The organism is Thiothrix subterranea, from assembly GCF_016772315.1.
Taxonomy (GTDB): domain Bacteria; phylum Pseudomonadota; class Gammaproteobacteria; order Thiotrichales; family Thiotrichaceae; genus Thiothrix; species Thiothrix subterranea.
On the sequence record NZ_CP053482.1, the window covers coordinates 14936 to 40761 of the forward strand.

27 protein-coding genes are annotated in these 25826 nt (G+C 54.0%); 11 read left to right on the forward strand and 16 right to left on the reverse strand.

Annotated elements, in window-relative coordinates:
• Window positions 1-294 (reverse strand): PIN domain-containing protein, encoded by a 294-nt coding sequence (locus HMY34_RS00070; protein WP_202717139.1) that lies wholly within the window; start codon window positions 292-294, stop codon window positions 1-3.
• A gap of 191 nt (window positions 295-485) precedes the next feature.
• Here HMY34_RS00070 and HMY34_RS00075 point away from each other — a divergent pair, with 191 nt between their 5' ends.
• Together HMY34_RS00075 and HMY34_RS00080 are read left to right on the forward strand one after the other, a co-directional pair.
• A complete protein-coding gene (locus HMY34_RS00075) occupies window positions 486-812 on the forward strand; it encodes a heavy metal-binding domain-containing protein (protein ID WP_202717140.1) in 327 nt (108 codons plus the stop codon).
• Window positions 809-2254 (forward strand): FAD-binding oxidoreductase, encoded by a 1446-nt coding sequence (locus HMY34_RS00080; RefSeq protein ID WP_202717141.1) that lies wholly within the window; start codon window positions 809-811, stop codon window positions 2252-2254. Before HMY34_RS00075 ends, HMY34_RS00080 begins: the two co-directional genes overlap by 4 nt.
• On the opposite strand, the gene HMY34_RS00085 is transcribed toward HMY34_RS00080, so the two are convergent.
• The gene (locus tag HMY34_RS00085; protein WP_202717142.1) at window positions 2244-2828 is read right to left on the reverse strand and encodes a hypothetical protein; all 585 of its coding nucleotides are present in this window, start codon (window positions 2826-2828) and stop codon (window positions 2244-2246) included. The genes HMY34_RS00080 and HMY34_RS00085 overlap by 11 nt on opposite strands.
• A 181-nt stretch (window positions 2829-3009) precedes the next feature.
• The gene (locus tag HMY34_RS00090) at window positions 3010-4494 is read right to left on the reverse strand and encodes a DegQ family serine endoprotease (protein ID WP_202717143.1); all 1485 of its coding nucleotides are present in this window, start codon (window positions 4492-4494) and stop codon (window positions 3010-3012) included.
• A 127-nt stretch (window positions 4495-4621) separates the two neighbouring features.
• On the opposite strand from HMY34_RS00090, the gene HMY34_RS00095 reads away from it, so the two are divergent.
• Entirely contained in the window at window positions 4622-5305 is a 684-nt protein-coding gene (locus tag HMY34_RS00095) for a response regulator transcription factor (RefSeq protein ID WP_202717144.1), read from the forward strand.
• Entirely contained in the window at window positions 5286-6653 is a 1368-nt protein-coding gene (locus HMY34_RS00100; protein ID WP_202717145.1) for a sensor histidine kinase, read from the forward strand. The genes HMY34_RS00095 and HMY34_RS00100 overlap by 20 nt, the downstream gene beginning before the upstream one ends.
• On the opposite strand, the gene HMY34_RS00105 is transcribed toward HMY34_RS00100, so the two are convergent.
• Window positions 6631-7065 carry a hypothetical protein gene (locus tag HMY34_RS00105; protein WP_202717146.1) on the reverse strand — a complete coding sequence of 145 codons (435 nt, stop codon included), beginning with the start codon at window positions 7063-7065 and terminating at the stop codon, window positions 6631-6633. The genes HMY34_RS00100 and HMY34_RS00105 overlap by 23 nt on opposite strands.
• Window positions 7066-7166: 101 nt before the next feature.
• Here HMY34_RS00105 and HMY34_RS00110 point away from each other — a divergent pair, with 101 nt between their 5' ends.
• Both HMY34_RS00110 and HMY34_RS00115 read left to right on the forward strand, forming a co-directional pair.
• The gene (locus HMY34_RS00110) at window positions 7167-7448 is read left to right on the forward strand and encodes a putative hemolysin (protein WP_202717147.1); all 282 of its coding nucleotides are present in this window, start codon (window positions 7167-7169) and stop codon (window positions 7446-7448) included.
• 81 nt (window positions 7449-7529) lie between these two features.
• The gene (locus HMY34_RS00115) at window positions 7530-9872 is read left to right on the forward strand and encodes a hypothetical protein (RefSeq protein WP_202717148.1); all 2343 of its coding nucleotides are present in this window, start codon (window positions 7530-7532) and stop codon (window positions 9870-9872) included.
• A gap of 20 nt (window positions 9873-9892) precedes the next feature.
• On the opposite strand, the gene modC is transcribed toward HMY34_RS00115, so the two are convergent.
• The 11 genes from modC to HMY34_RS00170 form a co-directional block, all read right to left on the reverse strand.
• A complete protein-coding gene (gene modC, locus HMY34_RS00120; protein ID WP_202717149.1) occupies window positions 9893-10984 on the reverse strand; it encodes a molybdenum ABC transporter ATP-binding protein in 1092 nt (363 codons plus the stop codon).
• Entirely contained in the window at window positions 10981-11661 is a 681-nt protein-coding gene (gene modB, locus HMY34_RS00125) for a molybdate ABC transporter permease subunit (protein WP_202717150.1), read from the reverse strand. Before modB ends, modC begins: the two co-directional genes overlap by 4 nt.
• Before the next feature lie 3 nt (window positions 11662-11664).
• A complete protein-coding gene (gene modA, locus HMY34_RS00130) occupies window positions 11665-12438 on the reverse strand; it encodes a molybdate ABC transporter substrate-binding protein (protein ID WP_202717151.1) in 774 nt (257 codons plus the stop codon).
• 43 nt (window positions 12439-12481) lie between these two features.
• Window positions 12482-13282 carry a TOBE domain-containing protein gene (locus HMY34_RS00135; RefSeq protein WP_228287934.1) on the reverse strand — a complete coding sequence of 267 codons (801 nt, stop codon included), beginning with the start codon at window positions 13280-13282 and terminating at the stop codon, window positions 12482-12484.
• A gap of 8 nt (window positions 13283-13290) precedes the next feature.
• Window positions 13291-14136: a ModD protein gene (gene modD, locus HMY34_RS00140; RefSeq protein WP_202717152.1), complete on the reverse strand. Its 846-nt coding sequence runs from the start codon at window positions 14134-14136 to the stop codon at window positions 13291-13293.
• A gap of 13 nt (window positions 14137-14149) precedes the next feature.
• Window positions 14150-15484, reverse strand: coding sequence for a di-heme oxidoreductase family protein (locus HMY34_RS00145; RefSeq protein ID WP_202717153.1), 1335 nt, complete (start codon window positions 15482-15484; stop codon window positions 14150-14152).
• Complete coding sequence (locus HMY34_RS00150) at window positions 15481-16785, reverse strand: ABC transporter substrate-binding protein (RefSeq protein ID WP_202717154.1); 1305 nt, start codon at window positions 16783-16785, stop codon at window positions 15481-15483. The genes HMY34_RS00145 and HMY34_RS00150 overlap by 4 nt, the downstream gene beginning before the upstream one ends.
• Window positions 16786-16800: 15 nt before the next feature.
• Window positions 16801-18777 carry a TonB-dependent receptor plug domain-containing protein gene (locus HMY34_RS00155; RefSeq protein WP_202717155.1) on the reverse strand — a complete coding sequence of 659 codons (1977 nt, stop codon included), beginning with the start codon at window positions 18775-18777 and terminating at the stop codon, window positions 16801-16803.
• 217 nt (window positions 18778-18994) lie between these two features.
• Entirely contained in the window at window positions 18995-20251 is a 1257-nt protein-coding gene (gene moeA / locus HMY34_RS00160; protein WP_202717156.1) for a molybdopterin molybdotransferase MoeA, read from the reverse strand.
• Window positions 20248-20706: a rhodanese-like domain-containing protein gene (locus HMY34_RS00165; RefSeq protein WP_202717157.1), complete on the reverse strand. Its 459-nt coding sequence runs from the start codon at window positions 20704-20706 to the stop codon at window positions 20248-20250. The genes moeA and HMY34_RS00165 overlap by 4 nt, the downstream gene beginning before the upstream one ends.
• Before the next feature lie 40 nt (window positions 20707-20746).
• On the reverse strand, window positions 20747-21097 hold the full coding sequence (locus HMY34_RS00170; protein WP_202717158.1) for a winged helix-turn-helix domain-containing protein: 351 nt from the start codon (window positions 21095-21097) through the stop codon (window positions 20747-20749).
• Between the two features lie 92 nt (window positions 21098-21189).
• On the opposite strand from HMY34_RS00170, the gene HMY34_RS00175 reads away from it, so the two are divergent.
• From HMY34_RS00175 to HMY34_RS00190, 4 genes are all read left to right on the forward strand, one after another.
• The gene (locus tag HMY34_RS00175) at window positions 21190-22152 is read left to right on the forward strand and encodes a PDC sensor domain-containing protein (protein ID WP_202717159.1); all 963 of its coding nucleotides are present in this window, start codon (window positions 21190-21192) and stop codon (window positions 22150-22152) included.
• Between the two features lie 66 nt (window positions 22153-22218).
• Entirely contained in the window at window positions 22219-23535 is a 1317-nt protein-coding gene (locus tag HMY34_RS00180) for a hypothetical protein (protein ID WP_202717160.1), read from the forward strand.
• A gap of 12 nt (window positions 23536-23547) precedes the next feature.
• Entirely contained in the window at window positions 23548-23889 is a 342-nt protein-coding gene (locus tag HMY34_RS00185; RefSeq protein WP_202717161.1) for a zinc ribbon domain-containing protein YjdM, read from the forward strand.
• Window positions 23889-24524, forward strand: a complete 636-nt coding sequence (locus HMY34_RS00190; protein ID WP_202717162.1) for a trimeric intracellular cation channel family protein — start codon at window positions 23889-23891, stop codon at window positions 24522-24524. The genes HMY34_RS00185 and HMY34_RS00190 overlap by 1 nt, the downstream gene beginning before the upstream one ends.
• 3 nt (window positions 24525-24527) lie before the next feature.
• On the opposite strand, the gene HMY34_RS00195 is transcribed toward HMY34_RS00190, so the two are convergent.
• Complete coding sequence (locus HMY34_RS00195) at window positions 24528-25451, reverse strand: NAD(P)H-binding protein (RefSeq protein ID WP_202717163.1); 924 nt, start codon at window positions 25449-25451, stop codon at window positions 24528-24530.
• Window positions 25452-25606: 155 nt separating this feature from the next.
• Between HMY34_RS00195 and HMY34_RS00200 the strand changes: the two genes are divergently transcribed.
• Window positions 25607-25825: a hypothetical protein gene (locus HMY34_RS00200; RefSeq protein WP_202717164.1), complete on the forward strand. Its 219-nt coding sequence runs from the start codon at window positions 25607-25609 to the stop codon at window positions 25823-25825.
• Window position 25826 lies beyond the last annotated feature (1 nt).

Genomic DNA, 25826 nt, shown 5'->3' on the forward strand with positions numbered 1-25826 from the left:
CTATTTGCCGGAACACCCTTTCCATCCAAACACCTGAGCTAATTCTTGCGCTTCCGGCGTAATGCCTAAACTAGGAATGTCTGCTACGGCTTCAATCCGTCGCTGTGCTGCTGTTGCATCGCCAGAAGCAATTTCTTCTTCCACTAAAGCAGAAATGAAGACTTCGTAACGTTGCTTGTGGTTATACCACCATTCAGAGGTGATGGCTTGCCGCGCTGCGGTAACAACATCCCGGCTGGGGCGGGCTGTCAGATAGCTAATCACAGACGATTCAATGTAAACAACAGCTTTCATGGATGGCTCAATACTTTTGGATTACTTGCAGAGATAGTACCGTATCTATACTTATTCTCAACCCTTGCACATCGCCTTGCGTAGCAACTCCAGTCCGCGCTCAGTCTTGCCATGTTATTGTATCAGCCTTACCTCCTCCAGCAATTGTTGTATCATCTCCGCAAAGAATCGCTGCAAAACAGGAGCACCCCATGATCCAATCCACTACCCCCAGCATTGAAGGCAAACGCATCACCCAATACCACGGCGTCGTCACCGGCGAAGCCATTCTAGGCGCAAACGTCTTCAAAGATTTCTTTGCCGGAATCCGCGACATTATCGGCGGACGCTCCGCCGCCTACGAAAAGGAGTTGCGTAAAGCCCGCGAAATCGCCTTTGCCGAAATGGAAGCCCAAGCACAAAGCCTAGGCGCAAACGCCGTCGTCGGCATCGACATTGACTACGAAAACATCACCATGGGCAACAGCGGTGGCATGTTAATGGTCACGGTCAGCGGCACAGCGGTAAACGTCCAATGAACCCACCAGCCACCACCAACCCCAGCCGTCGCCGCTTCCTACGCAATGCCCTGACACTTGCCGCCAGCAGCATCCCCGCGTTCTACTTTCCACTAACTGCCGACGCGGATACCAGCGCCCCCGCTTCCAGCACCAATGTGCGTTTTTTATTACGCAACGACGCCGATTACGCCAAACACCGCCAGATTTTCAACAAACGCATTACCGCGATGCCCAAAATCATTGCAGTGTGCGCCAATGAAACAGGCGTGCAAGCCGCGATTGCTTACGCGCAACAAGCCAAATTACCTATCGCCGTCAAAAGCGGTGGACACAGTTTTGAAGGTTTTTCCACCAATGATGGCGGCTTAATGCTCGATTTGTCGGGTATGAATAAACCAAAATACGACAAAACCACCAAGCGCTTAACCATTCAACCGGGTGCAAAACTGGGCAAGGTGTACGAATATTTGCACCAATACGGGCGCATGATTCCTGCCGGTTCTTGTGCGGGCGTTGGTGTGGCGGGGCTAACATTGGGCGGTGGCTACGGCTTTTTTGCGCGGCAATTGGGCTTAACCTGCGACAGCTTGCAGCGGGTACGCATGGTGGATGGCAAAGGCAAATTGCACGATTCCAGCACCAACCCTGAATTGTTATGGGCGTGTAAAGGCGGCGGCAATGGCAATTTCGGCATTATTACCGAGCTGGAGTTTAAGACCCACCCTGCCCCGACCCATTTCAGCAGCCACCGTTACAAATACCGCAATTTAACACCCACCAACGCTACCCAATTGGCGGAACGCTGGTTTGAATGGATGAAAACCTTACCCAACACTGCCTATTCCTCATGGGTATTGAATGGCAAGCACGTTACCGTCATCGTGACCGATACCAGCAGCACCCCATCAGCCGCATTGAAAGCCATTCTCTCCAAACTCAAAGCGGGCGCAACCGAAGTCATGACACCCCGCAAGGATGCGTTTCTACGCGGTATCCAGCGCTACAAAGGCGGGGTTGAGCCAATGTATTTTAAGAATGTTTCCGCTGGCTATTACCAAGGTTTCAGCGATATAAAAGCGCTGTTACCCACCATTTGCCAGCAAATCGGTGCTGCTAAACTCACCACTATTTTGCAAATCAACACCTTGGGCGGCGCGATTAATAACCCCGCGTTGGAAGCAACGGCGGCTTACCCCCACCGCGCTTTCGGCTACCTCGGTGAATTGCAAACCTATTACGACAAAGCCACGCAAACCAAACAGGCAGAGCAGATTGTGCGCGATATTCAAGGAAAGCTAACCGCAGGCGGGATCAAAGCGCATTACCGCAATTACCCGGATGCCGAATTGCCTAACTGGGAAACCGCGTATTACGGCAAGTCCTACCCGCGCTTGCAGGCATTAAAGCGCCAATTCGACCCGGATAACCTGATTCGCCACCCGCAAAGCGTCAAACTTTGAGGATGTCGGCCAATTGCCAGATACAGGCATCGGCATTGCGTTGCTGAATTTCCATCCGCAAGCCGTTTTCTTGTGCCGCCAACAATTCTTCCAACAAACGGATATGGCGCACGCGCAATTTGAGCAAGTCCATGCTTTGCGTCATCGGGGATAACAACTCTTCCGCTTCATGGATATTGTCGTACACATGCCGCCGGACTTGTTCGGCATACGCGATAATGCTGCCGCAGTCGTCGTATTGCGCGGCAACCTTGCTGGTGTGCAGGCCGTGGCTGTCCGCATCGTCTTCCATACGCGGGTCACGTTTGCTGAGCGCGGAAAGTTCACGGATTTGCTGGCGAATGGCGGCAAGTTCATGACGATTGTCGTGGATGGTTTGCCTATTGGTGTCGAGTTGCGTCAGCAGTTGTTGGTAAACACTCAAGGAAGACGCTAACACCACATCGTTTGTGGGAGCCGGGGGAGCAGGCGGCGGTTCAGAGGCCACTTCAGTCGCTTCTGTTTCCGGCATTTCTGTTTCTGGCGCAGCAAGTTCTTCAACGGGTGCAGTATAGGCTTCGCTATCATCAGACATTGGGCAACTCCTCAGTGATTAATTGCACCATGGTCTTGGATTCGAGCGCCATTGTCTGTATCGGGGTTTATAGACCCCCGTGATCTTCAGATAATCGGCAAGCTGACAAAAAAATCCCCGCCAAGGTGCGTATCCATTGGCGGGTAAAGTGCTTGGAGTGTGCCAAGTTTCGTGAAGTGTCTTAAGGTTTATTGACCGCAATAAAGCGCGATTGTTCACCCTGCATAATCAACATCGCAATCGGTTTGCCGCTAGGGGCAGCTTGCACCGCTGTTTTCAAATCCGCCGCCGATTTCACGGGCTGATTGTTGACCGAAACAATCACATCCCCCACGGTTAAACCGGCTTGCTCAGCGGGGCCATCGGCTAAGACTTGTTCGACCACCACGCCGTTATCCAACTTGCGGGATTTCAGTTCGTCACTGCTTAAGGTCGCGACGCCCAGCCCTAACATGCCGCTTTCACCTTGGGTTTTCGCGACCGGCGAGGCCGCTTCTTCGTCATCGCCGAGTTTAGCAATCGTGACATTCAAGGTTTTCTCTGCGCCTGCTCGCAACAGCTTGAGTGGAACTTGTGCCCCCACCGGGGTATTGCCGACCAGCAAAGGCAAATCGGAGGAAGATCTTACCTTGCCATCCCCAAAACCGACGATAACGTCACCCGCCAGTACGCCCGCTTCAGCGGCGGGGCTACCGGGCTGAACATTGGAAACGAGTGCGCCATCCGGCTGATTCAAATTGAAAGAACTGGCTAAATCTTGGCTCATGTCTTGAATTGCCACGCCTAACCAACCCCGATCAACTTTGCCTTTGCTCTTGAGTTGCTCGATAACGGTTTTTGCCACGTTCACCGGAATGGCAAACGAAATCCCCATGTAGCCACCGCTGCGGCTGTAAATTTGCGAGTTAACCCCGACCACGCGCCCGCTCAAATCAAACAGCGGGCCGCCGGAATTACCGGGATTCACCGCCACATCGGTTTGAATGAACGGCACATACGTGCCATCCGGCAAGCTCCGTGATAAAGCGCTGACAATGCCTTGCGTCGCAGTCAGATCCAAGCCAAACGGCGCACCAATCGCGACTACCCACTGTCCAACCTCCAAACCATTGGAATCACCGAGTTGCACGGTCGGCAAGTTTTCAGCCTTGACTTTGAGCACCGCAATATCACTGAGGGTATCAACGCCAATGACTTCAGCAGGCAAATCACGGCGATCATTCAACCCCACCGTAATGGATTTGGCGTCTTCCACGACGTGCGCATTGGTAACGACATAGCCATCCGCTGAAATAATAAACCCTGACCCGGACGCTCTAGCACGGCCTGATTCTGGCTCGTCATCACCTTCTGGTAAGCCTCGGAAAAAGCGTTCCAGTTCTGGTGGTAAGCCTTCTAAACCGCTATTGCGCTTAGAGGATGCTGACGCTTCCACGCTGATATTGACCACGGCGGGGCTATTTTGTTTGATCAAGGTGGTCAATTCCGGCAACGCACCCGCAGTCGGGGCGGCGGCTGGCGCGGCAATCAGGGGAGCGGCGGCTGGGGCTTGCTGCAAAGGAAACGTGGTAGCCGTTTCCGCCAATACCGGCAACATGCTACCCAACACCAATGCTGAACTCATCAGCAAACCTGCGCCTAATACCCGCTGCTTACGTGTGAACATGAATCGCTTACTCCTGCAATATTCTGTGTATAGCCAATATAGTGACAGCACGAACATTACCAAGGGTTTGCGGGAAAGTTACGGAATTGTCATGTTTAGATTTCGGGAAGTGTTTTATGCTTGTCTGATGAATATCCTAATCGTTGAAGATGACCGCCAAACTGCCAGTTTTATCCAAAAAGGCTTGACGGAAAGTGGCTACATTGTTGATCACGCTGCTGATGGCGAGGATGGCCTGCACCTTGCCCTGCAAGGCAACTACGACGTCTTGATTGTCGATCGAATGTTGCCCAAACGCGATGGTCTTTCCCTGATCCAAATCCTGCGTGCGCAAGGGATGCAAACGCCCGTGCTCATCTTGAGTGCCTTAGGCGATGTCGATCACCGTGTCGAAGGCTTGCGTGCCGGTGGCGATGATTATTTGGTGAAACCTTACGCTTTCAGCGAGTTGCTGGCACGTTTGCAGGCGTTATTGCGCCGTACCCAACCCGCGCAGGAATACACCACGCTGAGGGTACGCGATTTGGAAATGGACTTGCTCAAACGCCGCGTTACCCGTGGCGGCACGGTCATTCCGCTGCAACCGCGCGAGTTCAACCTGCTCGAATACCTGATGCGTCACGCCGGGCAAGTCGTCACCCGCACCATGTTGCTGGAAAAAGTCTGGGACTACCATTTCGACCCGCAAACCAATGTCATCGACGTACACATTAGCCGGTTGCGCGGCAAAATAGACAAGGATTTTGACACGCCATTGCTACACACCATTCGAGGTGCGGGGTATTTATTGCATGACCCGCAATCTGCTTAATACCTCGGTTTTCCGGCTGTCATTGGTGTACGCCTTGCTGTTTAGCGCCGTGGCAGCGGGCGGACTGGGCTACATTTACTGGATGGCAAAAGGACAAATGGAACAGCAAACCGATGCCCGCTTGCAGCTCGAAACCGATGCCCTGCTCAATTTATACCGCAGCCTTGCTGTCGAAGGTTTGACCGGCGCAATCACCATGCGCAACAGTGAAAACGGCTCACGTTATTTGATTTCGCGGCTGATTCACCGCAGCCAACAGGATTTGACCCGCGACCTCAAATTTAATCAAGACACCCAACGTTCCAAACAGATTGTTGCGAGTTTACCGTTCAGTTTGATTACCGGCGAAAAACGCCATTCTGAGCCTGCGCGCATGATGCTGACACTGTTACCGGGGGGCTATCAACTCTTGGTGGTAACAGATCTTAAAGAACAACACACCCTGCAAGACCGTTTGCTGCAAACCGTTTTAGCCGCGATTGGTATTATTGTGGCATTAGCCTTGGCGGGCGGCATCTTCATGAGCCATAACGTGCAACGCCGTATTAATGCCGTCAGCCGCACCGCCAATGACATTATGAGTGGCGATTTGGCACGGCGGATGCCAGTTACGACGCGGAATGACGAATTCGACAGCCTCAGCCGCGTCCTCAACACCATGCTGGCACGTATCGAACACCTGATGCAAAGTATGCGCGATGTCACCGACAACCTCGCACACGATTTACGCAACCCGCTCAATCGTTTGCGGAACCGTCTGGAAACCAGCCAATTTCAGCCATCCCAGCCCACCGATTACCCGCAATTGATCCAAGACACCATTGTCGAAGTTGACGAGCTGATTAAAACGTTCAACGCGCTGTTGAGCATTGCGCAAATCGAATCCAGCGCTCAACGCCAAGACTGGGTAGAAGTTGATCTAACGCTACTGATCGAAGAACTCGCCGACCTCTACACCGCCGTGGCAGAAGAGCAAGACCTCACCCTGAGTTATCACGCAGCCCCCGGCTTACAGATACACGGCAATCGCCAATTGTTAGCGCAAGCCATCACCAATTTATTGGATAACGCGGTGAAATACACCCCAGCCGGTGGTGAAATCCACCTAGCCGCGACGCAACAGATGAGCAATATCACGATTACGGTAGCCGATAACGGGCCGGGCATTCCTGAAGCACAACGCGAACAAGTCTTCAAACGTTTCACCCGCTTGGATAATGCCCGCAGCACGCCCGGCAATGGGCTAGGGTTAAGTCTGGTGAAAGCCGTGGCAGAATTGCACAACGCCACCGTGCAATTGCACGACAATCACCCCGGCCTGAAAGCTAGTATCCTGATTTCTCGTTGATTGTCTCGACCGCTTTCTGACTAATCGCTTTGGCAGTATTAGCGGTAGCAAGGTTGATGGCTTGCACCAAATCACTAGCAGGAATCGCCATGCCGTTAATCATCATTTCCGTTGGGGTATTGGCGTATTCACCCATGGCATTGCGGTAATCCATATCCGGGCTGCTCAGGCCATAAATGCACACCGCTTGTGACAGCTCATTACTCGGCTGCCCTTCCAGCGCGAATTCCAAGGTGACTTGTAACTGCACGCCTTTTTGTTCAGTTTGCTGCTCACTGTGCCACACCACGCCCTTATCACCGGCTAACGCTACCGTGACGGCTTTGCAGGTTTTAAGCGGGGAATCCAAATTATGCCCACCCGAACAAGCACTCAACATCCCGCTAATAGCGACAATCATCCATTTGCGCATTGATTCACTCCTCCATTACACGACATCATGCCGGAAACCCGACAATGCGTTATTATGAGTGTTTCTGCATCCGTTGCGCCAGTTAACCAAGAGGAAATTTCATGAAGTTGAGAATGGGCTTTATAATCAGCCTGATGGTAACACTCTACGCCTGTAGCAATACGCCAGTGCCCATGAACGTTACACCGCAAGCGGCACGTGCCGCCAACCCTGCATCACTCAATTGCCTGCAAAATCACGGCAAATTAGAAACACACCGCACCCCAGAAGGCGACAGAACCGATTGCTTACTACCCAGCGGTAAACGTTGCGACGAGTGGGAAATGTTCCGGGGCAATTGCCCAACCCGCACCGTTAATGCCAATGGCATTTTTAGCTTCTAATCGGGAATTTAGCGCCATAATCGGCATCTAAGTATCGCAAGCTGATAAAAACCTGAGAAGAACGCAACACAAGGCTACCTTATGAACACAGGAATTAACTGGGCTAACACACTGCCGACCCGCTGCATGGGTCTACTCATTACCCTGCTGGTGCTACTGGCGGGTTGCGGCAGTGGCACTGAAAGTGAGACTCCCGCTGACAATAACAATAACGGCACGAATAATGCCGTTGCCAGCAGCGGGCGCTTAGTCTTGCTCGACCCCACCCGCAACAACGCCGAAACGCCCATTAGTGGTTTGCAATACCTCAATGCGGGCAATGTCAGTGGTGCGGATGGCGGTTTCAGCGCCCCCTCCAGCAACCTATCCTTGCACTTAGGCAGCACCACACAACTGCCCGTACTCGGCAAAACCCGCTTAACGCAACACGATATCGCAGCCGCCGTATGCAGTGGCAATGCCGATCTCAGCGCTTGCACTTACCACGCGCGTAAAAATCTGGAACGCTTTTTTCTCAGCCTCGACAGCGACCGTAACGCCAGCAACGGCATCCAACTGGGCGCAAACGCCAACAGCCTGAATTTGGCGTGGAACGTTTCGCTCGATCAATTTGAAAACGTGTTGGCTCAACAACTCGCTATCTACGGGCAAACACCCGCCGCCTTGTTCCAACCGTCGTTAGGCATCAATAGCGAAGCACCGCAAGCCGAACAAAACAGCATCTCGTCCCCCGTACCCTTTGCCGACATCTTCCGCGTTGCCCGCCCATTGCGTGAATATTCGTGTAAAGATGTCGCTTATGATGAAAACGGCTGGGCAACCACGCCACCCAGTGCCACTTGCATTATTCGCACCTTCTTGCTGGATAGTGCCGTGCAAGGCCAAGTTCCTAATGGACGTTACAGCGTGTTGTACGAAGGCACTGGCAAACTGGAATATTCCGGTTACGCCAAACTGGTGAACAGCACGCCGGGGCGCGATGAAATCGACGTAACCCTACCCGCCAAGTTGGATAGTGTTGCTACCAATAACCGTATCGGTGTAAGAATTACCAGCGGTACGGTCAAAAATATCCGCATTGTCATGCCCGGTGGCATTTGTGAAGGTCAGCCCTTCACGCGCGTCGATGGCGCAGCAAATTGCCCTGCTGGGCAATACCGCAGCTTTGAAGACACCTTACGGGCTGATCGCAATGCGATTGTTTTCAACCCCAGTTATTTGAATTTCCTCAAAAACTTCCGCGTGGTGCGCATGATGAACCTGATGGAAGCCAGCCCCAGCTACCTCACCTGTGCGCAAACCGAACCCGGCAAACCCAACAGTTTTATCCGCGATGCCGATGGCAATCTGATTTTCGACCAAACCTGTTTAGTGCAAGAATTCCGCTGGGAGCAGCGCAGCAAACTCGCGGATGCGGTCTGGGGCGCGTCCGGCAATATCGCGCGTCTGGAACGTTACGGGCGCGGCGTACCGATCGAAGTGCAAGTCGAACTCGCCAATCAATTAAACGCGCACCCGTGGTTCAATATTCCGCACAATGCCTCCGAAACGTACATCAGGGAATTTGCCCGCTACGTCGAAGCGCACCTCAACACCGGGTTAAAAGCCCATGTCGAATACAGCAATGAAACTTGGAATGGCATTTTCTGGGCATATTACTACGTGCTTAAAAAGGGCGAAGATCTGAGCAGCCCAACCGATGAACGTGAATGGAACTGGCGTGGGGTTTATTACTATACCAAACAAGCCAGCAAAGTCTTTCAGATTTGGGAAGATGAATTTGGTGGCACGCAACGCCTCGTGCGTCTGTTAGGAACATACCAGAATGACGCCAACCGCACCGAACGCATGTTAGCCTACAGCGATACGCGCCAGTACGTCGATGCCATTGCCACCGGCGGCTATTTTTACGCATGTTGGCGCAATGACGATGCCAAATTGCCTGCCTGCAATGACAGCAGCAAAATCCCCAAACCGCTGGTGAATGCCACGTCTGTTGATGATATTTTTGCCGCGATGGATAATATCAACGACCCGTTTGGGCTGGAAGGTCTTAAAAACCAATTCACCAAGCAAGCAGCAGTCGCACAAAAGTATGGCAAAGCTTTGTACGCTTACGAAGGCGGGCAGCACCTAACGATTGGCGGTGAAATCGCCGCTGACCGTCGACAAAACATGGTTGACTTGCTCCACGCTGCCAACCGTGATCCGCGCATGGGCGAACGTTATCAACGCCTGTTAGAAATGTGGAAAGCAGCGGGTGGGCAAACGTTTATGCTGTTTAGCGTGCCACACACCTTCAGTCAATACGGCAGTTTCGGCATTAAAGAAAGTCTGAATCAACCGCGTAGCAGCGCTCCCAAGTACGATGCCGCCATGAAATTTCAGGAGAGTCAGGGGAAATGTTGGTGGAGCGGGTGTTAATCGGCGGGTGCATCAGGCGCTCACACAATCGCGGTCGCCTTGATCTGCGCAAACACCGCCATCCCCACCTTCAACCCCAGTTGCACCGCTGATTTCTGGGTAATGTGTGCCAGCAATGGCACACCGCCCATGTTCAAACGCACCATCACTTGCCCTGCCACGGGTTGCGCCATACCGGTAATACTCGCGGGCAACACGTTGAGAATGCTGGTTTGCACCGGTTGTTGCAGCGTCAGACTGACATCGCGGGCATCAATGCGCAAGCGCAACGGCGTACCCACGGCGGTTGCCTGCTGGTAAGGCAAGCTGATCACGCCCCCCGCAAAACCGACGTGACTGAGGTGGAACTCCGGCTCATGATCCCATACCTTCACCTGCAACACGCTGGAGGCTTCTTTGCCTTGCGCCATCGGCGAATCCAGCCGCGTCAACACCTCCGCCAATGCGCCAGAAGCCACCACCTTGCCCGCTTCCAGCACCACCAGATGATCCGCAAGCTGGGTCACTTCCTGCGGTGAATGCGTCACGTACAGAATCGGAATATCGAGTTCGCGGTGCAAACGTTCCAGAAACGGCAGGATTTCCTGTTTGCGCTTGAGGTCGAGCGCGGCAAGCGGTTCATCCATCAGCAGCACTTGCGGCTTGAGGGCAAGGGCGCGGGCAATACCAACCCGCTGGCGTTCTCCACCGGACAATTGCGCGGGGATTTTGTCCAGCAAATGCCCAATCCCCAACATATCCACGATCGCCGCCAGTTCGGCATCATTGGCGGATTGCGCGGCTCGTTTGCGCCCGTAATCCATATTCTTGCGTGCCGTCAAATGCGGGAACAGGCTGGCTTCCTGAAACACATACCCCAAGGGGCGTTGGTGCGTTGGCAAAAACACCCCCTTCGCGCTGTCTTGCCACACCTGCCCGCGCACTTGCAGGAAACCGCTGTCCGGGCGTTGCAACCCGGCAATGCAGCGCAATAAGGTGGTTTTGCCAGAGCCAGAATGCCCAAACAATGCGGTTACGCCCCGCCCCGGCAATTGCAAATCGGTTTCCAACTGAAAGCCACTAAAAGCCAGTTGGAAACGTGCATGTAAGTTGTCGTGCGGTGTATTGCTCATATTTTTGACATCCTGATCCCACGGTTGAGGGTATACATCAGCAACAACACGATGAAGGAAAACACCACCATGCCGCCCGCCAGCCAATGGGCTTGTGCGTATTCCATCGACTCCACATGGTCATAAATCTGCACCGACACCACGCGGGTTTTGTCGGGAATATTGCCGCCGATCATTAACACCACACCGAATTCGCCCACGGTATGCGCAAATCCCAGAATGCAGGCGGTAAGAAAGCCGGGACGAGCCATCGGTAACGCCACACTGAAAAACGCATCCAGCGGTTTTGCCCGCAGTGTACTTGCCGCCTCCATCAAGCGCATATCCAGTGTTTCAAACGCATTCTGGATAGGCTGCACCACAAACGGCAGCGAATAGAACACCGAAGCTACCAGCAAACCCGTGAAGGTGAACGGCAATGTCCCCCAGCCCAAAGCACTGGTCAATTGCCCAATCGGACCTTTTGGCCCCATCGTGATCAGCAGGTAAAAACCCAGCACGGTGGGCGGCAATACAATCGGTAAAGCCACCACTGCGCTTAACGGGGCTTTCCACCAGCGGCGGGTACGTGCCAGATGCCATGCCAACGGTGTGCCAATCAGCAACAGAATCAGGGTCGTGAGGCTGGCAAGTTTGAAGGTCAGCCAAACGGCTGACCAATCGCTGGGGGATAGCATGGTTTATTTCACCTCGGCTTTTTTCGGTAAAGCGTAACCATAGCTGGTCATGATGGCCTGTGCATCTTCCCCTTTCAGGTAATCCAGCAGGGCTTTGGCAGCGGCGTTATCCTTGCCCTTGGTTAACAGAACAGCATCTTGCGCCAAGGGTTTGTACATTTCCTGTGGCACAACCCAAACAGAACCGGACTTGAGTTTGTTGGCTTTGGATACCTGTGACAGTGCCACAAAACCCAGTTCCGCATTGCCAGTGGAAACGAAATCATACGTCTGGGTAATGTTTTCGCCCGTCACCAGTTTGGGCGTGATCGCAGCAGTCAGACCGAGCTTTTCCATCACCGCCATGCCCGCTTCACCGTAAGGAGCGGTTTTGGGGTTGGCAATCGCCAGATGCTGAAATTCGCCCTTTTTCAGTACGTCACCCTTGTCATCCACATAGCCTTCCTTGCTACTCCACACGACCAGCGTGCCGAAAGCATAGGTGAACTGGCTATCAGCTTCGGCTTGTTTGGCTTCGACCAGCTTTTTCGGGGTCTTGCTGTCGGCGGAAATGAATACTTCAAACGGTGCGCCGTTTTCGATCTGGGCGTACAGCTTGCCAGTTGCTCCAGCGGATACCTTGATGTCATGCCCGGTAGCGGCTTTGAATTTGCTACCGATTTCTTCCAGTGGCTTGGTGAAGTTGGAGGCAACGGCAACTTGCACTTCATCTGCCCAAGCACTGGCAGTGCTGAAAGCGATGGCGGCGGCGAGAAGGGTTTGTTTAAACAGTTTCATGGTGAGTTCCTTAAATTGCTAGTGAGGAAAAATCAGTTGGTTATTAGTTGGACACAGCAAGGATAATGTGCGATGCCTTGATCAAAGCGCAGGCTTTGTCCCCGACTTTCAGTTCCATATCCTGCACGCTGTCGTTGGTAATAATCGCGGTGACGGTTTTGCCACCGGGTAATTCAATGATGACCTCGGCATTGACCGCGCCTTCTTGCACGCTGACGATCGTGCCACGCAAATTGTTGCGGGCACTGGTTTTGATCTTGCCGTCGTCCTTGGCGAGGATCACCCACGGGGCTTTGACCAGTGCGTAGGCTTGCACGCCGGGCGCAAGGCCAAGATGCTCAACACTGTTGTGGGTAATAACGGCAACGAGTTCGTCACCGCCGCCGATGTCGAGAATGACTTCGGAATTAATCGGCCCGTTGGTTACTTTGGTGACAGTGCCGAGAAATTGGTTACGGCTGCTGGTTTGCATATCGAATCTCCTTATTAGTTGAAAATATTGCTCAAAATTGTCCGCCACCTGCCCCAGTTGCGAGAGGATGCGGGCGTGTTCCTTTTCCATGTGGCGGTAAACCATCACCATGCGCCGCCCGTAAGCGGTCAGGTTGGTTCCGCCGCCGTGTTGTCCACCCGCTTGCCGTTCGACCACGGGTTCTTCTGACAGGTTGTTGACCATCAGCACGGCTTCCCACGCGGCTTTGTAACTCATGCCCATCGCTTTGGAGGCGGCGGAAATTGAGCCAGTGACATCAATGCGTTCCAGTAATTCCAGATAGTCCCAGCGTCGCCCGTGGCGTAGTGGGGTTGCCATCAGTTGTTGCATTTGCATGGTGATGGTTTTCATACGGCCTCCTAGTTGATTTTCTGGATGTCTGCCTTGATGTCGGCGGGTTTGCCGAAATACAAGGATGAAGTCACCAGCATGTCCACGCCCGTGGCGGCGTAGGCTGCGGCGTTGTCCAGATGGATACCGCCCGCAATCGCCACTTTGACTTGTGGGCAAGCGGTTTTAATGGCAGCCGTTACACGCCGGGTTTCTTCAATGTCCAATTTGTCCAGTTGAACCATGTCAACCCCTGCTTGAGCCAGTTTGAGGGCGGTATCGTGAGTGTGTGCTTCCACCACCACCATTTTTTCGCCCAGACGCGCTTTCAGGGTGCTGACCTGAGACAGGAAAGTGTCGAAGTCCGCCATGAAGCGGATATGTTCATCAAACACCAGTACGGTTTCAGACAAGCCCAGTCGATGTGGCAGTGCACCACCACTGAGGACGGCTTTGAGTGTCATTTTCTTTGCCCAAGGGGTACTTTTGCGGGTCGTCACCACTGAAACGTGAGGCGCAACCTGCTGAACCCGTTCCACCATCTTGTGGGTGCGGGTGGCAATGCCGGAGGCGTATTCGAGCAGGTTAAGCGCAACCCGCCACGCTGCGTGGATGGCTTGGGCACTGCCTTGGGCTTCCATCACCACCGTACCCGCCGGAACAAGGTTGCCGGAGGGCAACATGCTGAGGGTAAACAAGCCGAGTTTCTGGAAGATGCGCAAGGCTTCTTCGGTGCAACAAATGACCGTTGGCTCGCGGGTGATATAACGGATGCTTCCCTTTGCTGCGCCAATGCCGGTGACGTGCGTGGTCAAATCCAGAAATGGCACGTCTTCGCGGATGAGGTGGTCTAGTTCGTCGTCACTGAAATACATACTGTTGTCTCCGTTAAAGTGAACGCAGGAAAGCAAGCAGTGCCTCCCTGTCTTCAACCGTCATTGCCCACACCGCCTGCTGGCTGGCAGCCGCTTCCCCCCGATGCCACACAATGGCTTCCAGCAGGTTGCGTGCGCGTCCATCATGCAAGTAATGTACCTGATCGCCGACCGCTTCAGCCAAACCGATGCCCCATAAGGGCGGAGTGCGCCATTCATAGCCATTGGCGGCAAAATCAGGGCGTCCATCCGCCAACGGCTCGCCCATGTCATGCAGCAACAAATCGCTGTAAGGCTCGATAATGCGTTGGCTTAGCAGGTCAGGCTTGGCATTGGCAGCGGTGTAAAGCATCGGGCGATGGCAGGCGGCACACTGTGCCTGCTGGAACAATTGTTGCCCACGCTGCACCTGCGCGGTGTCGCGTTGCCGCCGTTCCGGGATAGCCAAGGTTTGGTGATAAAACGTGATGTCGTCGAGCTGTACCGCGCTCAATTCTGGGTTGCCGCCGTTAACCGTCCGGGCGCAGGCCGTTTCCGCCATGCTGCAATTTTCATGCGGGAATAGCGGCGAAGTGATCCCCAAGTCGCCGATGAAAGCCCCGGCTATTTGCTGGCGCAGGGTTGCCACATTCGCTTTCAGGCCGAAACGCCCCAAGGCATTTTGCTGTACCGCCGCATCCCAGACCGTATTGGCTCGCCCGGAAATACCATCCTGATTCTTGTCATCCGGGTCAGCCCATTTCAGGATTTCGGCTTCAGGCACAGCTTCCAGCAAGCCCATCCCGACCAGTGCCGGACCAATGCGTGCCGAGGTCAACACCCCGTCAGGTGTACCGTAATGGGCTTCCCGCCACACCAGTGACGGCTTGCGCAAGGTCACGCCCGTGCCGCCATGCAGAAACAGGGGGATGTCCTGATACTTGACCGCTATCCTTCCTTCGCCGGGGACGCCCGGAACACCCTGCTCATTCAGTTGTTCCCCGTAAGCCGGGTGGGGCAATGGCCCGCCATGTTCCCCCACACCCGGAATGCTCAGGCGCACCAGCATGGAGCGCATTTCTTCACTTTCAGCATCCGGGGCGCGTCCACGCCCGTTACCGGGGTGGCAAGCAACGCAGGAAATGCGGTTATACACGGGGCCAAGCCCATCAACCGCCTCATCGGTGGAAGGGGCAATCACCCACATCTGATCGAACAATCCGCGCCCACTAGCGAAGCGTTCCCGCTGGGCATCATCCAGTTCTTCCATCGCTTTGGACAGGGCGCGACGGCTGGTATCGCCAGTAGAAATCCCCGCCGCCGACACCAAAGCCGGAAGCAACAACACCAGCACTGCCAGCCGTTTCATGGAGCTTTCCCCTGCCGTGCTGCCAGCACCGTGTCTGCCAAACGTTGGGCATCGGCGTAGTGGGCGGTGAAAAACGCATCCCACTCCCGTTCCGCTGCGGCGCATTGGGTTTCAGCACTCGTGTTTTTGCGGCGTTGTTCACAAGCCTTTACCAACGGGGAATCTGCCGTTGGCTCAGCGACAGGCAAGGCTTCCAGCGCAGTACGCGCTTGTTGCAGTAGCGGCTGTTCGCTGGGAGATGCACCGTTTTCAGCCTTGCGTACACTTGCCCATGCCTTGAGCAAGGCATCCTGACGGCGGGTAATGGCAGCGTCGAACAAGGCCGAGTTGAAGCCACTGCGAGCCAGTCCGGGAACTGGATCGTAGCGGGCATCTATCCCCAGCGTGAACGGGTTGGTGTAGCCTTCCGGTGCTTTGCTGTAAACCGACGGGCGCACTGGCAATTTGCGGATTGCAGGGTGGAACAGCAGGCTTTGCCCCTCTTCGGAGAGAATGAACGAGACGAAGGTTTCTGCTGCCGGACGGTGGGTGGTGGATGCCGTAATCCCAATCTGTGCCGGATTGAATGCGGTCTTGAGCGGGTAGATGAACTTGCCTTTGCCGCCACTGGCAACATTGGAGGCTGCGAAAAAGTCCATCGTCAAGCCGACTGCCGCCCGCCCGGAGGACACTTCATCGGTAATGGCATTGCCGCGCTTGTCGATCAGCTTGCTGTTGAGCGCAATCGCCCGCCATGTATTCCAGCCCTTTTCCCAGCCTTCGGCTTGCAGGAGTTGGTCAATCAGCATCGGCGCAAAGCCAACCCCGGACGGCACAGGCAGCGCCACTTCCCCTTGCAGGCGCGGGTCGGCAAGGTCTTGCCAGCGTTTGGGTTCAGCCACGCCGAGCTTGCCCAGCTTGTCAGGGTCAACCACCATGCCGTAACCGGCGGTTTCGTTGGCAAGGTACAGTCCGTCCGGGTCGGAAATCAGCGCAGTCCCGATTTTGTCCGGCAAGCCGCTGCGGTCAATGCCGATGGGGCCAAGCGCCTTGGCATTTTTCAGGGCAAGAAAGTTGCCTTGCGAAGGTGTCCAGTACACATCCACCCCACCCTGCTGTGGCTGGAGCAGGTATGGCAGCGCGTCATGAGGCATCCGCCACAGGATTTGTACGTGGATGTCGGGGTGGGCTTTCTCAAACGCTTCCTCAAAACGCGATACCACGTCTTCGGGGTAGCTGGTCATGACGGTGAGGTCTTCGGCAAAGCTGCTGCCAGTGCTTGCCAGCAGCAGGATACCGAACCATTGTGCAAAGCTTTTCATGTTTTGTTACCCCGCTCAGAAGTCATAGCTGGCATTGGTAAACCACATCCTGCCCGGATTCGGAAACCCGTCGGTCAGTTGGTAGTTCTTGTCCGTGAGGTTGGTCACACCCGCATCCAGAGTGATTTGTTTGGTAGGGCGAAACGCGACCTTGGCATCCGCCGTGTTGAAGCCAGCCAGTTTGACGGTGTTGGAATCCCAGCGGCTGCCTTCGTGGTTGACCACCAGTTGCGTTTCCCAGCGCGGGGTTGGGCGGTAGGTGAGGTCAGCGGAAATTTTCTGGTCAGGAACAGCGGTCAGTTTGTTGCTGTTGCTTTGGTTCTTGCGCTCCAGCAAAGTAAGTTGTCCACCCGCTTCCCACTGTTCCGTCAGTTTTGCCCGCACACCTGTTTCCAATCCGGTGGTGCGTACTTTGCCAACGTTTTGCATCTGGTACTTCGTGCCGCTGACGTTGTTGACCTGCTGGATGAGGTTGGTGGTGTCGGTCTGGAACACGGCGGCTTCTACTTTTACCTTGTCATGCAACTTGCCCTGATAACCGATTTCGTAATGGCGGGCTTCTTCCGCCTTCAAATCCGGGTTGGGGATGGCAGTGCCAAGGCGCAGCGAATAGCGGTCTTTGAGTGTGGGGAAGCGGGTTTTGTCGGCAATGGTGGTATATACGCGACTGTTTTCTTTGACATCCCAAAACAGCCCGACCTGTGCGTTGGTAGCGGATTGTTTGGCAGGCATGGGGACGGGATCGGTGGATTTGTAAACTGAGTCGGGTTCCATCGTGTTGCGTGCCGCGCCTAGGGAAAGTGTCAGGTTGGGTTTGAGGGCAATTTCGTCGTCAATTGCCAGTGACTGGGTGGTGTCCTCAAATTGTTCCACCAGCGTGGCGGTGTCGTCAGCCTTGTGTTTGTCCTGCTTGGTGTGGGCGGAAAGGCGCACGGTGTGTTTGTCAAAACGGGTGGATTCCAGTTCCACCGAACCACCTTCGGCACGGTCATGGTAACGGCTTTTCCCGGTTGCGCCGACACTGCCCGCCCCGGATTTTTTCAGGGTGGTGTACGTACCGTCGGTGTAGGAGTCGATGCCGTTTTCGTATTTGTCCTGATACAGGCGTAGCTTGACGGTTTCGGTGGGGGTCAGGGCTTTGTTGGTGATCAGGTGCAGGCTTTCCTCATCCCATAAAGGCCATTGCCAGTAACGGGCGCTGGTGGGGATGGTGGATGGTGGGTTGCCTTTCTTGCCATGCTGGGTGAAATAGCTGAGCGCATATTCGTCGGTATCGTTGGGGGTCAGGCCAACCTTGAGGGATACCTTGTTGTCCTTGCGGTAGGCATTGTTGCGCAGGCCGCCGTCTTCGGTTGTGGTCGGTTTGAAGTCAGATGACAGCTCAAAACCGTCACTTTCGCGTGTGGATGCGCCTGCCTGAAGATACCATTTCCCTTGGTTCGTACCCACGTTGACGGCGGCGGAATGTTCACCGCCTTCAGCAAACCCTGCACTGGCATCGCCCTCAAACTTGTCACGTGGTTTGCTGGAAATCAGGTTGATCGCCCCACCCAGCGTATTCGGCCCATAAGAGCCTGAGCTAAACCCTTTGTTCACTTGAATGGCGGAAAGGTCAGCGGTGGTGAAACGGTTAAAATCCACGTAGCCGTCATACGGCACTTGCAAGGGAATGCCGTCAACGAACAGCGGCACTTGGCGCATGTCGAAACCGCGCACGTAAACCGTTTTTTCGTTACGCGCCCCCACGCTGGCGACCGTCACACCGGGAAGCAGGTTGAGCGCATCGGCAACATTGGTACGGTTAAACTGCTTTATCTTCTTGCTGCTGATTTCGGAAGATGCCTGATCGGCGCTGATTTCACCGATTTGGGGATGCTTGCCCGTCACTGTAATCGTGCCCAGTTCGTATACGGTGGTATCGGCGTGGGCATCCAGCGCCGCCAATATTAACGGCAGGCTGACAAGGAGATGGAGTTTCGGAGTATGCGCCATGTTGTTGCTTCCTCGGTTCGTTGTCCGTTATTACCTTCTACTGCATAACGGGTTGCACAAAAATTTCGGTTTTCGCTTTTAGGTAAAGCAAAAGCCATGCCATTAGAAAAATCCCATTTAATTCAATAATTTGATTAAATTTAATCTTGTTGCATTCATCACAATTTTCACAATCCTGTTGGATTTACTACGTTATGTTGTTGGAGTGCATAACCCATTACATCAGCCCCTCGAACGGGATAATCGTAACGGCTGTTCCCGCTTCCACATTGCCCCATTCCAGCGGCAGGGCAATAAAGCAATTGGCTTGGCTCATGGAGCGCAACACATGCGAGCCTTGGTTGCCCGTGCTGCGGACGTGCCATTGACCTTGCTTGTCACGCTCACAAATGCCACGCTGGTAATCCTTGCGCTCCGGTTCTTTTTTCAAAGGCGTATCGCAAATGGCGTTGTATTCAGGCACAAGTGGCAAGGTTTCCCCGCGCAAAGCGAGCATAGCAGGACGCACAAACAGCAGAAATGTTGCCATCACCGACACGGGATTCCCCGGCAAGCCGAAGAACAGGCAATTGCCCAATGTGCCAAATGCCAGCGGTTTGCCCGGTTTGAAGGCGATTTTCCAGAAATTGACTTGCCCCATGCTTTTCAGCGTGTCGGTGACATAATCCGCTTCGCCAACAGATACGCCACCACTGGTGATAAAGACATCTGCCATATCGCGTGCATGGCGGAAAACCATTTCCACGGATTCGCGTGTATCGCGCACCACACCCAGATTGAACATTTCCACATCCAGCTTTTGCAGCAAGGTGTGGAGGATATAGCGGTTACTGTCGTAAATATCGCCGGGTTGCAGGGTATCACCGAGGATTTTGAGTTCGTCGCCCGTCGAGCAGAACGCCACGCGCAGACGGCGGATCACCGCAACCTTGGCAATCCCTTGGGAAGCCAGCAAGCCAATGTCAGCGGCATTCAGTTTATGCCCGGCAACCAGCAGCAGATCACCAACCTTGCTGTCTTCCCCGGCATGGCGGACGTTTTCACCGAATTGGAGCTTGCCAGAAACGTGGATGGCATGATCTTCACACTGCACATTTTCCTGCATGACCACGGTATCTGCGCCAGCGGGCAAGACCGCACCCGTCATAATGCGCACACATTCGCCCGCCTGCACCACGCCAGCAAAGGGACGACCCGCGAAAGAACTACCGACAATTTTCAACAACACACCCTCAACCAGATCGGCATGGCGTAGGGCATAACCATCCATCGCAGAATTGGTATGGGGTGGGACATTCATCTGCGCATAGACGGGCTGGGCAAGCATACGTCCACCCGCTTGCAGCAACGCTACCGTTTCCGTGTCATGCAGTGGCGTAATGCTTTCCAGTATCCGTGCTTGCGCTTGTTCAACACTGAGTGTGCCTTGCGGCATGGTGTCACAGGAAATGGCTGGTTTCAGGGTGTTACTCATGCACTGACTCCGGGCATGGGTAGTAAGGGTTTCAGGGCAATGAAGCCGCCTTGCACCGAAAACGTTTTGGGATAGCCAAGTTCGCGTAGCAATTTGGTGGCACAAACACTGCGTTTGCCGCTGTTGCACACGATCAGGAAAGTACAATCCCGGCTTTGTTTGAGGGTGTTGATGGCTTTGATGAACGAGCGGATGTCCAGATCGTTGGGTTCATCGGCATCGAGGATTTCCTGTTCATCTTCGCTGAGTTGGAAGCCAAAGAATTGCTTGACGTTGAAAAACGGGATATGGGTGGCGCGTGGAATTTCGCCCTTGATCTCCAGCTCAAACGCTTGGCGGATGTCGATCAGGCAAGCCAGCCCCAAACCACACATTTCCATCGTCGTGGTTGGCGTTACATCCATTGGCACGGCGTTAACCGGGTTAATGGCAATGTTAATCAGTGGTGCATTCATTTCGCTATTCCCAAAAAAACATAACGAGTGGCAAAAAATTTTACAGGGTCAGGGATTCGGAACGCTTTGCCAGAAAAGCGTCAAAATCAGCGCGAACTGCATGGTAAAGCGCAATGGCTTTTTCGCCCGTTTCGGTCAGGCTTGCGCCGCCGCCGCCCTTCCCGCCCGTGGCACTGCTGACCAGCGGCGTGTGGCTGTACGTGTTCATTGAATTGACGAGTGCCCATGCTTGGCGGTAAGACATTTCGATGGAACGTGCCGCCGCGCTGATCGAGCCGTGTTCGCGGATACGTTCCAGCAAGGCAACACGGCCTTGACCGAGGAAGGTTCCTTGAGGGCTTTCGATCCAAAAGCGTCCGCGAAGGTGGTAGGTGTTGGGTACTGTATTCATGGTTTCGTTATGTATCATAAAACATAACGGCAATGCAATGGCATGGATATTGTTGCAACTGCACAAAATAACCTGAGAAAGGGAGCTAAGCCATGTCTGAAATGAGCTACATCCAGATCATTGAGCACTACCACCAACACACCGCCTCGATCAACGAACTGATGGGGTCGATCCTCAGCGGCATCAACGACGAAACCTTGTTTCAAGACGAGGCTCGTCAACAGAAAGCCATTGATTGCCTTATGGAAAGTTACCCGTTTGTGGACTTGCTCTACACCCTAGACCCCAGCGGGCAGCAACTCAGCCACAATGTCGCCCCCGGCAATACCTTGGCTGATCAGCAAGGCGGCGTGGGCAAAGACCGCAGCCACCGCCCGTATTTTCTACAAGCCAAAGACAGCCGTGCCACCATCGTCACTGCACCGTATTTGTCGGTTGCCAGCCGCAGTTTGTGCATTTCGGCGGCGGTGGAGGTGCGTTCTGCTACCGATGTCTTGCTGAGTTACATCGTGCTGGACATTGATTTGTCACGCACCATCGAGTTTTTGATGGGCGATTCGCAGCGGCGCAAGTTCAGCGTGCTGTTTAAGAGCATCTACGCCGCGATTGCGCTGGGCTTGTTCAGCGTGGTCGGGCTGCTGTTCTATTTTTCGCTGGAAGAATTGTGGTCAGTCTTCATACCGGGGACAGGTCAACACGAGCTGCATTACACCAAGCCGTTTGGCATTATCGTTTACCTGACGCTGGCTCTGGCGATTTTCGACCTCGCCAAAACCACGCTGGAAGAGGAAGTGTTGATGCACAAGGACATTTTCCGCCACAGCTCCACCCGCCGCACTATCACGCGCTTTATGTCGGCTATCCTGATTGCGGTGTCGATTGAGGCATTGCTGCTGATGTTTAAATCGGTGTTGGGCGACGGGCACATGTTGGCAGGCGCGGTGGAAATGATGTTCTCGGCGGCCGCTTTGTTGGTCGCGCTGGGTGTGTATGTGTTCTTGGGCGCAAAGGCGGAAAAGGCAATGGTGGAATTGCGCCAGAATAAGCTGGATTAGGTGGGGTGATGGACGCAGTTGCCGTACAATGCCCCCAACAGCAGAACCACGAACAAGGCGGAAACCATGAGTGTTGTAGACGAAAAATCCATCTTTATCGCCATGAAACAGGACGGGCCATTCGCTATCCACCCACACGCCTCGTGCGCCCATCCATTTTCACCGCAAAACCGCTTGTGGGTCAAAACTTTCCAGCAAAATCGGCAAATGACCACCAAGTACCGCGCAGTACGCGACCAATTGTTCGACTTGTTACAGATTCAGCGCTTTGATGAGATTCCCGCCCTCATCCAAAACTCGGCATTGCGCGAGCAACGCAGCGCCCAAGCCTACCGATTATTGGGCAATTTGTTCGGTATCAGCGGCGATTTAGCCGCAATTCGCAGCAAAATCCACGAATACATGAACACCGCCGATGCCGTCATCGGCATGTTGCGCGGCAAAGTTATGGCAACTTACAGTTCACACATCGAAATCAGCAATGAAATCGAGACCGCCAAAAATCCGGTGGATTTATTGCTAATGATTTTCGACGACCGCTACCACCAGAAAATCCGCTTCGAGGCCAAGCGCAAGTTGGTATTGATGGGGTTAGCGGGTTCTATCGACCAGCGTGAACGCGAAACCGATATTGAAAACAAATTTGCGACCTTCCTGAATTTTCTCAACCAATACGTGTGGAGTCCGCAACTCAAGATCGGTGAATTGGACATTGCCTACCTGCACAGCCGCCACGACAGCAACGATTTCAGTTGCAGCGAAGTCGCGGTGATCGACGCAGAAGCCGCCCGCCACCTGCATGAATTCGCCGAAAATGAAAAACTCACGCTGGTCAAACGCCGCTTATTTCAAGCTAACGGGCAGGAAGTGCCGGTCTACGTGACGGTGCGTAAAAAAGATTCCGCCGCCAAAGTGCTGAAATTGCTACGTAAAAACGAGAAAAATCCCGCCGTCGCCGTCGATGACGAATTGGGGCTAATGGCGGTGCTGGATAACATCAGCCACGTCAAACGCTTCGTGCGGCACCTGACCCGCTCCGCAGTCAAAGCCGGTTCGATCATGATGCTCGAAGACATTTCCGACACACTCGCGAGCAGCCATTACACCGCCACCTCAGTCGGCAGCAGCAGCAAAACCCAAATGCTGAAATTCTTTGCCCGCATGGGGGGAATGCGCGTGGAATTCATCATCCACACCAATCAAAGCTACCTCAACTACCGCTACCAACGCGGCACGTCTCACGACGAATACGAAGTGCGGCGCTTGTTCGACTCCGGCGTCACCGAATTTTTATTTCCCTATGACATTTATCGACTGGATATGCAGCAAGTGCGTGAAAAACAATTGCAGCGTTTCAGAAAAAATATTGAGCAACAACACTAAGGTAACATTTTAATGAGTACGATTCCTCCCTGCCCTAAATGCGGTTCTGAATACAGCTACGAAGACGGCGCAATGTTTGTCTGCCCCGAATGCGCCCACGAATGGCCTCAAGTCGCCGCCACCAGCGAAGCGGAAAGTGAGCGCGTCATCAAAGATTCCAACGGCACGGTGCTGCAAGACGGCGATACCGTCACCGTCATCAAAGACCTGAAGCTGAAAGGTTCATCGCTGGTCGTCAAAGTCGGCACCAAGGTGAAAAATATCCGCCTAGTCGATGGCGATCACGATATTGATTGCAAAATTGATGGCATTGGCGCAATGAGCCTGAAATCGGAATTCGTCAGGAAAGTCTAATGACCCTACACCCCAACCCTGCCCTGCTGCAAAACCTTTACTGGATCACCCTGATCGCGGTGGTCGTATCTTCCGCGTCTGCCGTGCTCAAAGCCGGTTTCAAGCAGTTTGACTTGTTTGGGGTGATTATTATCGCTATTGTCACCGGACTCGGTGGCGGTTCGCTACGCGACATGTTGCTGGATCGGGAAGTGTTCTGGATTCGTGATCAGATGTTTTTCATCGCCTCACTCGGCAGCGCCCTCGCGATTTTCTTGCTGGCGCGAGTCGTGGTCATTCCGCAACGCTTTTTCCTAATACCCGATGCTGCGGGCTTAGCCACTTTCGGCGTAGCAGGGACACTGGTATCGCTGATGGTTGGCGCACCGTGGCTGGTCGCCAGCTTCATGGGTGTCATGACCGGCACAATGGGCGGGATTTTCCGCGATGTATTGTGTAATACCCCGCCCGTGGTATTTCAAAGCCCGCTGTATGCCACGGTCTCGTGGGCGGGTTCGTTGCTGTTCATTGGGCTGTTGTACCTGCACATGGATGTCACGCTGGCGGCGATTATCGCGGGTTTGGCAATTTTCATCGCGCGGCTACTGGCGATACGTTTCAATATCAACCTGCCGGTCTTCAAGTTCAAGGAATAGCGGTCAGGCCAAATACCCCAAATTTTCCAGCGCAAAGCGTTTCGGCGCAATTCCAAACGTTTGCCAGGCCGAACTATCGCTACAGGTATTCCCTTCCAGCAACATTACAATCTGGTCACGGGTAATCGGAAACCACGCTTGTTTGTCCAACACACCCGCCACCACTTTGAGGATTTCCGCCGGAGCTGGCACTGCCAATTTGCTGCTACGCCCCGATGCTTGCGCTAAGGTTTGGATAATCGCTTTCCAGCTCACCGCATCCGGCCCACACAGTGCGAAGGTTTTGCCCAATGCTGCTGGATTATCCACCGCTGCGGCAAACGCTTGCGCCACGTCTTCCACATGCACCGGCTGCATCTCGAATTTGCCCGCTTGCAAAATATTCACCCCGCCAAAAAATAGCGGCGCGGGGATTGGCGGCAACACCAATTCCTTTTGCAATTGCGTGCAGAATTCCGCCTTGCCACGCGGATCGCCGAACACCACCGAAGGCCGGAAAACCGTCCAAGCCAACCCCGACGCTTGCACGCATTGTTCCGCCCGAAACTTGGTGTCTTGGTATTTCGTACCGCCCGCCTTCACGCCATTGGCACTCATCAGAATGAAATGTTTCACGCCCTGACGTTGTGCCGCCGCGACCGTGCGCTCGACGCCGTTGAACTGGCTTTCTTCGTAAGTGATGCCCTTCGCCGGAAATTCGCGCAAAATGCCGATGAGGTAAATCACCGCATCCGCGCCTTGCAAACACGCATCCAGCGCCGCAGCGTCGCGAATATCGCCGGGAACGGTTTCACATTGCGCAGCAGCGGCTAATTTACCCGCACTGCCGGGGCGCACCAGCACACGCGGCGTATGCCCTGCTTGCAACAAAGCGTCGATGACATACGTGCCAACGAAGCCTGTTCCACCAATTAGGCTGACTTTCATATTGAAATCCTTGCTTATCAAAAGTTAAGTAATTATCACCGCAACGCCCCATCTTGTCACACTCTTGTATAAATACCGGATACAAAGCAGGATTAATTGCAAGTCTTGTCCACACTGCTGACACTTGACCCATAATCACTAGGAGGATAACCATTATGCGCATTTCCACACTCGACCCCATCACGCTCGAAGACGTCACCGACCTTGAAAACGCCCCGTTCATTATGGATGGCGATCTGAAAATCTACTTCCAGTCCGAAGCCAACAAAGCCGAATACCTCGACATTCCGATGCATACCGGCGAAAACAGCCCAGGCTTGAAAAAGATTTTCGACGACATTGCCGACTGCCCCATCACCGGCAGCATCAACTAAG